Consider the following 12907-nt stretch of genomic DNA (forward strand, 5'->3'; position numbering starts at 1 on the left):
CCCTGCGCTAAACTCGCTTGGTGATAGCACTTTGCTCACTGCGCATCGGCAAATTTGTCAGGGGCAAGTGCCGAAGTCGAGCAGCGCTAATCCGACATCGCCGGAATCCACTTCGCCTGAGCCATCCAGATCGGTGGAGCAGCCGCTGCAAGGTCCGAAATCGAGCAGCATGAGCCCGATGTCGCCCGAATCCACCTCGCCCGATGCATCGATGTCGGCCGGACACTCGATGACAGGGTATTGAATGGCCAGCGCGTGGCCGAAGCCGGCGGCAATTGCAAAACTGCTCGAAAGAGTCGCGGGCACATTGGTTTGACCCGTGTCGTTTCTTCCCCAGGCAACAACCGATCCGCCATCACGTCGAGCCACGGTGTAGTAGCCGTTGGCGGAGATGGTGGCACAAGTGGATAAATTCGCAGGAATGATGGCTTGCCCATATTGGGGACTCACGCCTGTGTTGAAGGTGCCCGCGCCCCACGCCAGAACGAATCCGGTGTCGCGAATCACTACGCTGTGAAAGGCCCCCGCGGCGACCGAGGTGCACAAACCAAGGGACACCGGAATGGTGGATTGTCCAAAGGAGTTGTTCCCCCAGGCCTTGACGAGACCGCTGGTTTGGATGGCCAAGGTGTGACGCTCTCCGGCGGCAATGGCCTTGCAGGGTCCAAGGGACGCCGGGACCATCGATTGGCCGTAGTGATTGTTTGTGTTGAGATTTGAAGTTCCAGCTCCCCACGCCACCACACTTCCATTGGCCTTGATGGCCACGGTGTGGAAAGCGCCGGCCGCGATGGCCGTGCACGCGCCAAGGTTTGCCGGGACGATGGATTGGCCGTAATGAGGGCTTGTGTTCGTGTCGGTGGCTCCCGCGCCCCATGCCACCACCGTTCCATCCTCCTTGAGGGCCACGGTGTGGTAGGAGCCCGCCGCGACCGCTTTGCAGGCGCCAAGACTTGCCGGCACGAGGGATTGTCCGAAATTGTTGTTCGTGCCGGTGTTCGTGGTTCCGGCCCCCCAGGCTGCGACCATCCCGGATTCCGTGATCGCCACGGAGTGGAAGCCGCCCGCTGCAATTTCCTTGAGATAGCCGCCGGGCGGCACCGTGGTTTGTCCGTCGATGCTGCTTCCCCAGGCCACGACGGTTCCATCTTCCTTAACCGCAAGGGTGTGGCTTAATCCGCCGGCGATGGCAATGCATGGCCCAAGAAGAATGCCGCCCTGGGTGGTTTGTCCATCGTCGTTCCGACCCCAGGCCACGAGCAATCCATTCTCAAGAAGTGCGATGGTGTGGTAGGTGCCCGCCGCAACGGCTTTGCAGGCACCAAGAGTCGGAGGAATCATGGATTGACCGTAGTTCAAGGAGAAGCCCGTGTTCGTTGTTCCCGCACCCCACGCCACGACCGTTCCATCTTCCTTGATGGCCACCGTGTGGTAGCCGCCTGCCGCGATCGCCTTGCAAGGACCCAGATTGGCCGGGACCATGGATTGACCGTAGTTGCTGCTGGATCCGGTATTCGTGGTTCCCGCCCCCCACGCCACGACGGTTCCATCCGCCTTGATAGCCACGGTGTGGTAGTAGCCCGCGGCGATCGCCTTGCAGGCCCCAAGGGATGCAGGAACAATGGATTGTCCAAAGTTGTCGCTGCCGGTTGTTGTGGTTCCCGCCCCCCAGGCGACGACGGTCCCAGCCGCTTGGATCGCGACCGTGTGGTATCGGCCGGTCGCAATCGCCGTGCATGTTCCCAGGTTTGCAGGGACTATGGATTGACCATAGTGGGGGGTACTTCCTGTGTTGGTCGTACCCGCGCCCCAGGCGGCGACCGTTCCATCTTCCCTGAGCGCCACAGTGTGGTAACGACCGGCTTCAATGTCCTGGCATGCTCCTAGGGTCGCAGGCACGGTGGACTCACCGTAGGTGTTGATGCCCCAACCTCCGACGATTCCATTTTTGTCCAGCGCCCAGGAGTGAGAAACGCTGGCGGCAACGGCCTTGCATCGGTGCGTGTTCACCGGCAATGTGGTTTGGCCATTGCTGTTGCTCCCCCAGGCCACCAGGTCACCCGCGTTTTCGGCGTGCGCGGCTTCCCCAGCCGTGAACAACGCAATGACGGCCATGGTTAAGCATGTGAAATGGTTTCGAAACGAAATCGATGTGAGGTTCACTTGAATTCCAGTTCATGTGTTTTAAGGGCAAGTTCCGAAGTCGAGCAGCACCATACCAACATCGCCGCCGTCGACTTCGCCTGAGCCGTCCAGGTCGACGACGCAACCGGGGCAGGGGCCGAAGTCGAGCAGGACCATGCCGATGTCTCCGGTGTCCACCGTGCCGGAGCCATCCAAGTCGGCTGGGCACGGCGTCTTCAGCAGCACCACGGTGTGCACGTAGCCCGCCGCGATCTCCCTGCAGGCGCCGAGGTGCGCCGGCACATTGGCCTGGCCGTAGCCGTTGTAGCCCCAGGGCACGATCACGCCGTTCTCCTGCAGCGCGATGGTGTGGTAGTAACCCGCGGCGATCGCCACGCAGGGGCTCAGCGTGTCCGGCACATTGCACTGGCCGTTGTAGTTGTAGCCCCAGGCCTTGACGATGTAATCGTCCTGCAGCGCCACGGTGTGGCCATAGCCCGCCGCGATCGCCGTGCAGGGGCCGAGATTTCCCGGCACCGAGCACTGACCATGGGCGTTCCATCCCCAGGCCACCACGCTTCCATTTTCGCGCAGCGCCACGGTGTGGTAGCGACCCGCGGCGATCGCCTTGCAGGCGCCGAGATTTGCCGGCACATTGGTCTGACCGTAGTTGTTGCAGCCCCACGCCATGACCGTTCCATCCACCTGAAGCGCGACCGTGTGAAATTGCCCCGCCGCGATCGCCTTGCAGACGCCGAGTTCCTCGGGCAGAGTGACCTGACCGTAGAAGTCATCCCCCCAGGCCACGACATTTCCATCCTCGGTGAGTGCGACACTGTGCGCAAAGCCCGCGGAAACCGCCTTGCATGGAGACATTTCCGCGGGCACGGAGCACTGGCCAAAGTCATTGAGACCCCAGGCCGCAACCGTTCCATTCTCACGGACGGCCAGCGAATGCTTGCATCCCGCGGCCATGGTCTTGCAATCGCCAAGGTCCGCGGGCACGACCGCCTGGCCGCAGGCGTTGATGCCCCAAACGACGACGATGCCATCCTCTTGGAGCGCCGCAAAGCTGTTGCCGCCCGCCGAAACTTCCGTGCAGGCCGCGAGCGACGCGGGCATGGTGATCTGTCCGTCGTTGTCGTAGCCCCAGGCGACGACGCTTCCATCCACCTGCAGCGCGACCGTGCGGAAGTTGCCCGCGGCGATCGCCTTGCAGGGACCGAGCGTCGGAGGCACCGTGGATTCACCGTAATAGTTGTAGCCCCAGGCCACGACGGTTCCATCGACCTGCAGCGCCACCGTGTGTCGGTATCCCGCGGCGATGGCCTTGCATTCGCCCAGTGTCGGCGGCACCTGGCACTGGCCATAGGAGTTGTTGCCCCAGGCCACCACCGTTCCATCTTCCTGAAGAGCCACGCTGTGATAAAAGCCCGCGGCGATCGCCTTGCAGGGAGCGAGCGACAGGGGCACATTCGATTCACCATTGCCGTTGTAGCCCCAGGCCACGACATGGCCATCCTCCTCAAGCGCAAGGGTGTGGTCGTCGCCGGCGGCGATCGCCTTGCAGGGCCCCAGTGTCGCGGGAATCGTGGTCTGGCCGTAGCTGTTCAGGCCCCAGGTGAAGACTGTTCCATCCATTGAGAGGGACACGGAGTGGCGATATCCGGCCGCCACGGCTTTGCAGGGGCCAAGAAAACCCGGCACATTGCATTGGCCGGAGTAGTTGCTGCCCCAGGCCGCGACCGTGTCGTCTTCCTGGATGGCGAGCATGTGATCGTCGCCCGCGGCGATCGACTTGCAGGCATAGAGCGAAGCGGGGGGATCTCCCGCGCCCCATGCCGCGACCTGTCCGACATCGGAGGCGCGCGTCGTGATCGCGAAAAATCCAATCGCGACCAGCGCTGCGCCTCGGAAAAAACTGGGGAAAAACCTAGGGAACAACCGGTTCATGAGGAGGACGCCTCAGTATGACCGAAATCACACTTGAAGCAAACAATAAACCCCGTGTCCAAGGAATCTTGGGTCCATAACACCACGCCTATTCACATTGTTTGCAGCGCCACGTTACGGGCAAGCGCCAAAGTCCAGCAGGATCAGTCCGACATCGCCGCCATCCACTTCGCCGGAACCGTCGAGGTCGCTCGGGCAGCCGTCGCAGGGACCAAAGTCCAGCAGGATCAGTCCGACATCGCCGCCATCCACTTCGCCCGAGCCATCCAGATCGGATGGGCATGGCGTAGCCTGAATCACCACATCATGCACCTCGCCGGCGGCGATCGCGATGCAGGCGCCGAGACCCGCAGGAAGGCTGCATTGACCATAGTCGCGCAGACCCCACGCCACGAGTGTTCCGTTTTCCTGAATCGCGAGACTGTGGAATGAACCCGCGGCAATCGCCTTGCAGGGTCCCAGATCCGCCGGCACGAGCACCTGGCCATATTGCGGCCAATCGTCGCCGGCATCGTCATCGGAGTCCTCGACGCCGGCGCCCCAGCCCACGACCGTTCCATCCTCGCGCAGAGCGAGCGTGTGCAGATTGCCCGCGGCAATGGCCGTGCATGGGCCGAGATCTGCCGGCACGACGGATTGACCGTAGTCCGGCCAAGCATTTGCGCCGCCGGATCCTTCGCCCCAGGTCACGACGGTTCCATTTTCAAGAAGAGCAACGGTGTGGAAGAGTCCCGCGGCGACCGCTTTGCACGGACCCAGATCCGCCGGCACGATGGACTGACCAAAGTCAGGGTAAGTCCCCATGTCAACACTTCCCGAGCCCCAGGCCACGACCGTTCCATCCTCGCGAATCGCAACGGAGTGATTTCCGCCGCCGGCAATCGCCTTGCAGGGGCCCAGGTCCGCCGGCACATTGCACTGACCATAGTCATTGCGGCCCCATGCGATGACGGTGCCATTCTCGCGGATCGCCATGGTGTGGAAGGCGCCGGCTGCGATGGTCTTGCACGCTCCCAGATCCACCGGCACATCGCACTGGCCGAATTCATAGAAGGTGCCCGCGTTGTTGGCTCCGCCGCCAAAGGCCACAACGGTTCCATCGTCCTTCAGCGCCACTGTGTGATAGTCGCCTGCGGCAACGGCCTTGCATGAACCCAGCTCCTCCGGCACGATGCATTGGCTATTGATGTTGCGGCCCCATGCCAGGACATCGCCATTCTCCAGAACCAGTGCGGATTGGCCGGTGGTGCCGGAAATCGAAATGCAGGCGCCGACATTGGGCGGAAGCGTGGACTGGCTGTAGGCGTTGTTGCCCCAGAGGACGACACTTCCATTCTCCAGAATGACCATCGTGTGATCGCCGGCGGCGGCGATGGTCTTGCAGGCGCCAAGATCAGCAGGCACATTGGCTTCGCCGTAGTCATTGGAACCCCACACCACAACGCTGCCATTGTCGCGCAGCGCCACGACCTGCTGGCCCCACGCCGAGATCGCTTTGCACGCGCCAAGATCCGCCGGCACAGTGCACTGGCCATCGTCATCATTGCCCCACACCACGACAGCTCCGTCATCCTTCAACGCCACGGTGTGGGCGGCACCGGCGGCAATGGCCTTGCACGGACCCAGGTCCGCGGGCACAGTGGATTCGCCGTACTCGTTGGAACCCCACGCCACCACAGTGCCATCTTCGCGCAGAGCAACGGTGTGAGCCCAGCCGGCGGCGATCGCCTTGCAGGGACCAAGATCCGCCGGAACTTCCGACTGACCCATGTTGGGCCAGTTGCCGGGTGCCATGCCTTCTGTGCCCCAGGCCACGACCGTTCCATCCTGTTGAAGGACGACGGTGTGCAGCAGACCCGCGGCGATTGCTTTGCAATCACCAAGGTTCTCAGGAACTAGGATTTGTCCGAAGCTCGGCCACGCGTCAGTTTCATCCGCGCTGATGGTGCCGGCACCCCAGACCACGACTGTGCCATCCGGCTGCAGCGCGACCATGTGAACCCAGCCCAGGGAAATGGTCGTGCAAGGGCCGAGAGTGGAGGGCGGATCTTCGCCTCCCCAGGCGACGACCGAACCGGTATCGCTGGCCGAGGCCGCGGGGGCATACAACGACATGCAGACAACAACAGCCAGAGACGCGAGGTGCCGCAATGCAGCAGCCACACCGGGTCGTCGCCGGATCGAGGACGATTGATTTGGTGATTGGGTCTTCATCGGGCTTTCGCAGTATGACCGTAAACCCGCTGAAAGCAAACAAAAAGTCGGGATTCACCGAGGAAATGGGCTGATAAGTCCTGAAAGGTGTCGGTCGTCGCACCACCTGCAACGCGTCACGAGCACGGACTGTAGCTGAGCAGCAGCATGCCGAGATCGGCTCCATCCACTTCGCCCGAGTCGTCCAGATCGGAAGCGCATCCGCCGCATGGGCCGTAATCCAGGAACATCAGGCCAAGATCTTCCGATCCAACTTCTCCGGAGCCGTCCAGATCGCCAAGACACGCATTCGACGCTTGGATTGCGACGGTATACCGGTTGCCTGCCGCGAGCACTTCACATCTTTCTAGGGTCGCGGGCACTGAAGTTTGACCGTAGTCATTCCGGCCCCACGCGACGACGAATCCATTTTCCTGAACGGCTGCGGTGTGATACACGCCCGCTGAGATCGCCTTGCAGACTCCAAGAGTCGCCGGCACAAGGGATTGACCGTAGTTCTCATTGGTCCAGGAATTGGTCAACCCCGCACCCCAAGCCACAACCGTGCCATCACTTTTGATCGCGACTGTGTGGGCGTTGCCTGCAGCGATTGCTTTGCACTGCCCTAGATTCGCAGGCACATTGCACTGACCTCTCGCATTTTCCCCCCACGCTGCGACAGTGCCATCTTCCTTGAGTGCAACGGTATGGGCATTTCCGGCGGCGATGGCCATGCATGGTCCGAGAGCTGGAGGCACATTGCATTGGCCATTGCTATTCAAGCCCCACGCCACAACTGTGCCGTTGTTCTGGAGAGCCACAGAGTGGGCGTTGCCAGCCGCAATGGCCTTGCATTGTGCAAGAGTCCCCGGCACGGTGAGTTGGCCATTCAAATTCGATCCCCAGCCGGCCACACTGCCGTCTTCCTTCAAAGCGATGGAGAATGAACGGCCTCCTCCAATGGCTTTGCAGGCTCCAAGTGTTGGAGGCACAGTGGTTTTCCCATTGGCTGAGTTTCCCCACGCAACAACAGTGCCACTATCTTTAACGACCAAAGTGTGGTCGTAGCCTGAGGCAATAGCTTTGCATTCACCCAGAGTTGCCGGCACATAGGGTTGACTGGCGTAGTTCTGGCCCCACGCCATAACGGATCCATTTTCCTGGATGGCGACCGTATGCAAAGCGCCCGCGGAGATCGCTTTGCAAAGGCCAAGTGCTGACGGGATATTGCATTGGCTATACAAGTTGTAACCCCAGTTTACGACTGTGCCATTTTCCATAAGAGCCACAGTGTGCAAACTGCCCGCTGCAATTGCCCTGCAGGGACCCAGAGTCGCAGAGACTGTGGATTCGCCGTAGGTGTTGTCGCCCCATGCAATAACTGTGCCATCTTCCTGGAGTGCAACAGTGTGAAATTGTCCCGCTGCAACGGCTTTGCAAGGTCCGAGTGTTACAGGCACATTGCATTGACCTTGGCTATTCGCTCCCCATGCAACGACCACCCCATTCTCCTTGATCGCGACTGTGTGGTTCCAGCCTGCGGCGATTGCTTTGCAGGCGCCAAGCGTTGCGGGCACGATGGACTGTCCACGATTTGGATCCGTACCGGTATTTGTTATTCCTGCTCCCCACGCCACCACGTTTCCATTTTCCTGGATTGCAACCGTGTGGTATTGGCCTGCCGCGATCGCCTTGCATGGTCCAAGCGTTGCGGGCACGATGGATTGACCAAGATTAGGATCCGTGCCGGAGTTTGTGATTCCCGCGCCCCAGGCCACGACGGTTCCATTTGCGGTCAGTGCCACTGTGTGGACATATCCCGCGGCAATGGCCTGGCAGGGGCCAAGCCCGGGAGGCACGACGGATTGCCCGACTTCGCCTGTGCCAATGGAAATGATGTTTGACGAGCCTGCTCCCCACGCCACGACCGATCCGTTTTCAAGCAAGGCCACCGTGTGGTTGCTGCCTGCAGCGGTTGCCTTGCAGTTCACAAACAGAGGAGGATCCCCCCAGGCAACAACTGTGCCGGCGTCACGGGCAAGCGCACTTGATGCAGGCACCACCATGAAAACAATCGCGGCTAGGGTCAAGAGTCGAACCAGGGCGTGGCCTGGGTTGGGAAGTGAAATCGGCGTTGTTTTCATATGACTTCCGGAATGCTCGCAGTCTAACTCCAAACACCTCCAGGGCAAACAAAATCCAGACTTGAGCGAGGACGGAACGTTGATTCATCCGCAAAATATCCCTATTTCGCCGGGTCATCGCCAAAGTCGGAGCATGTGCTGCGGTTGTTAGCACTACGGCACCAGTTACCATGGGCGAATGAGCCACGCCGCCACCTCGCACATGAAAACTTCCGTTCCGCTGGACGCACTTTCGCAGGGGCTGCTTGACCTGCTGCAGGGGCAGGATCCGGCCGTGGCGGGGATCATGGCCCGTGAGGCGGAGCGACAGGCCACAACACTTGAGTTGATCGCAAGCGAGAACCATGTTTCGACTGCGGTCATGCATGCGGTTGGCTCCTGGCTGACCAACAAGTACGCCGAGGGTTATCCCGGCAAGCGCTACTACGGCGGTTGCGTGCATCACGACGAGATCGAGAACCTGGCCCGCGACCGCGCCAAGAAATTGTTCAACTGCAAGTTCGCCAATGTGCAGCCCCATTGCGGCGCCAACGCCAACGTCGCGGCCTTCATGGCCATGATGGAGCCGGGTGACACCGTGCTGAGCCTGCCCATCAAGAGCGGCGGGCATTTGAGCCATGGCCTGAAGCCGAATTTCTCCGGCACCTTCTACAAGATCGCGGAGTACGGGCTCGATCCCAAGAGCGAGCTGCTGGACTACGACGCGATCGAAAAGATCGCGCTTGAGGTCAAGCCCAAGGTGATCATCTGCGGATACTCCGCCTATTCACGCGTGATCGATTTCGCCCGCTTCCGCAAGATCGCCGACAAGGCGGGGGCGCTGCTGATGGCGGACATCGCCCACATCGCCGGTCTGATTGCCACCGGCGTGCATCCAAGTCCTTTCCCGCATGCCCACGTGGTGACCACCACCACGCACAAGACGCTGCGCGGGCCGCGCGGCGGGTTGATCCTGACCGACGACGAAGAGATGGCCACCAAGGTCGACCGCAAGGTGTTCCCCGGCAGCCAGGGCGGACCGCTCATGCATGTAATCGCGGGCAAGGCCGTTGCGTTCGGCGAGGCGCTCAAGCCGGAGTTCAAGACCTATTGCAAGCAGGTGGTCGCCAACGCGAAGGCGCTGGCCGAGGCGATGCAGTCGCATGGCTATCGATTGTGCACCGGCGGCACCGACAATCACTTGATGCTGGTCGATCTGCGTCCGCGCGACGCGGCGCTCACTGGCGCCGACGCGGAGAAGTGGCTCGAGAACGCCGGCATCATCGTGAACAAGAACGGCATACCCAATGATCCGCGTCCGCCGTTGCAGACCAGCGGCCTGCGACTGGGCACGCCGGCCCTGACCACGCGCGGCTTGAAGGAGCCGCAGATGAAGCAAGTGGCGGCGTGGCTTGACCGCGTCATGATTTCAAAGGGCGACGCCACCGTGGCCAACACGGTGCGCGAGGAAATCCGCGTGTTCTGCGAAAAGTTTCCGCTGCCGCACTAGGTGAGTGTGCCGCCTTCGCGGCAAACAATAAGTCGCCGCTCCGCGCCACAGTTCACAGTACTTCGATGCGCTGCGCGATGTCTCGAGTTTCCAAGGCCCGCACCAGTTCATCCAGGTCGCCTGCGAGCAGCTTCTGCAAATTGAAGGACTGCTCCACGCGGTGATCGACCGCGATGTTCTCCTTGTAGCGGTAGGTGCGGATCTTCTCCGCCCGCTCGCCGCCGCCGATCATGCTGCGCCGCTGCTCGCCGCGCTTGGCCGCCGCGTCGGCTAGCCGCCGCTCATGCACTCGCGCTCGCAGCAGCCGCCACGCCTTGTCGCGATTCTGCAGCTGGCTGCGCGTCTCCTGCATGCGCACCTCGATGCCGGTGGGCTCGTGGATCAGGTTCACAGCGGTGGCGACCTTGTTCACGTTTTGCCCGCCGGGACCCTGCGCCGTGGTCAGGATCTCGCGGACCTCGGCGGGGTCGACTTCAGATTCGACATTCTCCGGCTCGCTCAGCACCGCCACCGTAGCGGTCGAAGTGTGCACGCGACCCGCGGCCTCGGTGGCCGGTACTCGCTTCACCTGGTGCACGCCGCTTTCGTAACCGAGCGCGTTCCAGCAGCCCGTTCCCTCGATGCGGACGATGGCGTGTGTCACGCCGCCGGCGTCGCCATGCTTGATTTCCATCTCATCCCATTTCCAGCCGCTGCGCTCCGCCGCGGCTCGGTACATCTGCAACAGGTCGCCCGCCCACAGTGCGGCTTCGAGCCCGCCCACGCCGCCGCGCACCTCCAGGATCAGGCTGCCGATGGCCCGATCATCCGCCATGACCAGCGTGCTGATGAGCGACTGCAACGATTGATCGCGGGCGGTCTGCAGCGCATGGATTTCCCCGCGGGCCATGGCGGCGATCTCGGCGTCCTTGTCCTTGGAGAGCGCCTCGCACTCGCGGGTTTCGCGATCCAGCCGCCGCCACTGGCGCAAATTGGCGATCAGCGGCTCGACGGCGGCGCGGCGCTGGGCCAGTGCCGTCACCTTGCGGTGGTCGGAAAGGATGTCGGGATCGGACATCTTCCGCTCGTCGCTTTGGAAGTTGGCTTCGATCTCGTCGAGTTTTTCAAGAAGCCGGGGCGATGGTTCCATGAATGGATCCTGCGAAGTGGGGGATCAGAAAAGAAACAGCCGCGCTGAGTTCAGCGCGGCTGCAACATCATTCAAATTGAGTAACTACTTCTTGTCGTCGGCAGGCTTGGCCTTGGCGGATTCCTTGAAAGCCTTGGTGTCCTTGGCCGCCTTGGTTTCCTTGTTCTCCTTGGCAGCAGGAGCTTTGACTTCCTTGGCGGGCTTCTCGTCCTTCTTGAAGTACTCGCCGGCGAACTTCTTCTGGAAGCGCTCCACGCGGCCCAGGGTGTCAACGAAGGACTTCTGGCCGGTGTAGAACGGGTGCGAGCCCGACCACACTTCGACGTTCATTTCAGGAACCGTCGCGCCGACCGTCAGGACGTGCTGTCCGCGGAAGTTCACTTTGCAGTCCGGGTACCACTTTGGATGAGTTTCTTTTTTCATGGCTTGCTCCGAGGGGTCGAGAATCCTAGCGGGTTTTGGCCGCCGGCTCAAGGGGTTGAAGAGTGCGGGGCGCGGGTGGTTTGGCTTGCGGCTTCGGGGCTGATTCCGGCTTCAAATGTGCGAAAGTGGCGGTTTTGGTCGACTTGGGTATGCTTGCCGCTCCGATTCCCCTGTAGCTCAGTTGGTAGAGCGAGCGGCTGTTAACCGCTAGGTCACTGGTTCAAGTCCAGTCGGGGGAGTTTTCACGGCGGGCGCGTAAGACATCGACATTTTGGCTTTTAGGCTGACAACCGAGATAGCTCTCATTTGCGAGCTTGTTTGGTTAATTGTTCGAGGGCTTGACTAATGCGGGAAAATTTCAGCCGCTGCCAAGACAACCGTCTGATCAAATCGGCGTTCTGGCGAGAGTCGTTCGTGGCCGCCATTGAGAATGATGACCCTAAGGCGGTCTTTTGTGACCGCTGGACGCAGAAGCCTTGGATGATGAAGATAGGAATGCGTAATTGCACCACTTAGCGCGAATTCCTTATCGCTTTGATGTCCATAGGTCATCTGTTCGAACACATTTGCGAGTTGCACTCTTCCCACACGAGTGACCTCGAAGAGTATTCGCCAGACACGCAGCAATGCGCGAGCATGTCTGGAGATGTCCCCCGGGTTCCTTTGGGAGTTGACTCGATCTGCCACCACTCGCAAAAGAGCGAGATCCGTCCAGAGGAAAATGTCAAACGCATTGTCAGCCAGATGGGGGCTTTTGCCTTTTGTTTTCCATACAGGCTGCAGCACTAATGGTGTCTGAAATGGAGCGAGGCATGCCTGCAAATTTTGCATTCTTTCTATTACACGGGGGAGAAGGGCGAGCATTTCCTGCTGGTGTCCCCAATCGTTAACGTTTTGGCAGATCGGTTCCACAATTTCGCGTAGTTGAGTCCTCGCATCTACAGATGCCGTGTGGAACAAGCCGAGGGCACAGTGCATCGTGGTTGAAGGCCGTACAACCAACTCGGGGGCCCACTCACACTCTGGTTTGGTTAGTGTCGTATTGTCAGGAACAGTTGTTAGCTTGATTTCAAACGGTCGCAATTGATCTCCTATGCCGGTTCCAGATGCCGATGCGTTCCCGATTACAAGGTCGGCTCTCTCAATATTCTCTGGGTCGTAGAGATAATCGCGATATGGTTCGAATGGCGACTCAAAATTGTAAAATGGTCGATCGGCGCGCTTTGTAGCGAGGGCTTCGCCTGCATCCACCTCCACAATTTCCGTGCGGACTCCATCGTCGGCAGTCACTTGGAGAAGGCTGACGCGGTTGTCGCGCATCCAGCAGGCAAGCGCAGCAGGAAAACAACCGTTGAACTGATTCTTGCCCCATAAATCATCCCCGCGTCGATTGCTGAGGCCGATCCCGTAAAGTGATGGTTCGGGGGGTGTGGGCATTACGGCAACACTAAG

The 12907-nt window shown here is 60.7% G+C and carries 8 protein-coding genes and 1 tRNA gene; 2 read left to right on the forward strand and 7 right to left on the reverse strand.

Annotated features, from left to right (window positions below):
• Nucleotides 1-57: 57 nt before the first annotated feature.
• The 4 genes from K8R92_01665 to K8R92_01680 all read right to left on the reverse strand — a co-directional run bounded on the left by K8R92_01665 (nt 58) and on the right by K8R92_01680 (nt 8261).
• The gene (locus K8R92_01665) at nt 58-2115 is read right to left on the reverse strand and encodes a hypothetical protein (GenBank protein ID MCE9618600.1); all 2058 of its coding nucleotides are present in this window, start codon (nt 2113-2115) and stop codon (nt 58-60) included.
• A gap of 69 nt (nt 2116-2184) precedes the next feature.
• Entirely contained in the window at nt 2185-4077 is a 1893-nt protein-coding gene (locus tag K8R92_01670; GenBank protein MCE9618601.1) for a hypothetical protein, read from the reverse strand.
• 114 nt (nt 4078-4191) lie between these two features.
• Entirely contained in the window at nt 4192-6192 is a 2001-nt protein-coding gene (locus tag K8R92_01675; GenBank protein ID MCE9618602.1) for a hypothetical protein, read from the reverse strand.
• 215 nt (nt 6193-6407) lie between these two features.
• Nucleotides 6408-8261, reverse strand: coding sequence for a hypothetical protein (locus K8R92_01680; protein MCE9618603.1), 1854 nt, complete (start codon nt 8259-8261; stop codon nt 6408-6410).
• A 355-nt stretch (nt 8262-8616) separates the two neighbouring features.
• Here K8R92_01680 and K8R92_01685 point away from each other — a divergent pair, with 355 nt between their 5' ends.
• A complete protein-coding gene (locus tag K8R92_01685; GenBank protein ID MCE9618604.1) occupies nt 8617-9903 on the forward strand; it encodes a serine hydroxymethyltransferase in 1287 nt (428 codons plus the stop codon).
• A gap of 52 nt (nt 9904-9955) precedes the next feature.
• On the opposite strand, the gene K8R92_01690 is transcribed toward K8R92_01685, so the two are convergent.
• Together K8R92_01690 and rpmE are read right to left on the reverse strand one after the other, a co-directional pair.
• Complete coding sequence (locus tag K8R92_01690; GenBank protein MCE9618605.1) at nt 9956-11032, reverse strand: PCRF domain-containing protein; 1077 nt, start codon at nt 11030-11032, stop codon at nt 9956-9958.
• A gap of 84 nt (nt 11033-11116) precedes the next feature.
• Complete coding sequence (rpmE, locus tag K8R92_01695; GenBank protein ID MCE9618606.1) at nt 11117-11455, reverse strand: 50S ribosomal protein L31; 339 nt, start codon at nt 11453-11455, stop codon at nt 11117-11119.
• Between the two features lie 166 nt (nt 11456-11621).
• Here rpmE and K8R92_01700 point away from each other — a divergent pair.
• A tRNA-Asn gene (locus K8R92_01700) sits at nt 11622-11694 on the forward strand.
• Nucleotides 11695-11797: 103 nt separating this feature from the next.
• Here K8R92_01700 and K8R92_01705 read toward each other — a convergent pair.
• Nucleotides 11798-12892, reverse strand: a complete 1095-nt coding sequence (locus K8R92_01705) for a HindVP family restriction endonuclease (protein ID MCE9618607.1) — start codon at nt 12890-12892, stop codon at nt 11798-11800.
• Nucleotides 12893-12907: the final 15 nt, after the last annotated feature.

The sequence above is a fragment of the Planctomycetota bacterium genome (assembly GCA_021414025.1).
Classification (GTDB): domain Bacteria; phylum Planctomycetota; class Phycisphaerae; order Phycisphaerales; family SM1A02; genus SYAC01.

Bases quoted from the DNA above. Each gene is read 5' to 3' on its own strand.
- K8R92_01665 (MCE9618600.1), bottom strand. From the start codon at position 2,115: ATGGCCGTCATTGCGTTGTTCACGGCTGGGGAAGCCGCGCACGCCGAA.
- K8R92_01670 (MCE9618601.1), bottom strand. From the start codon at position 4,077: ATGAACCGGTTGTTCCCTAGGTTTTTCCCCAGTTTTTTCCGAGGCGCA.
- K8R92_01675 (MCE9618602.1), bottom strand. From the start codon at position 6,192: ATGTCGTTGTATGCCCCCGCGGCCTCGGCCAGCGATACCGGTTCGGTC.
- K8R92_01685 (MCE9618604.1), top strand. From the start codon at position 8,617: ATGAAAACTTCCGTTCCGCTGGACGCACTTTCGCAGGGGCTGCTTGAC.
- K8R92_01690 (MCE9618605.1), bottom strand. From the start codon at position 11,032: ATGGAACCATCGCCCCGGCTTCTTGAAAAACTCGACGAGATCGAAGCC.
- rpmE (MCE9618606.1), bottom strand. From the start codon at position 11,455: ATGAAAAAAGAAACTCATCCAAAGTGGTACCCGGACTGCAAAGTGAAC.
- K8R92_01705 (MCE9618607.1), bottom strand. From the start codon at position 12,892: ATGCCCACACCCCCCGAACCATCACTTTACGGGATCGGCCTCAGCAAT.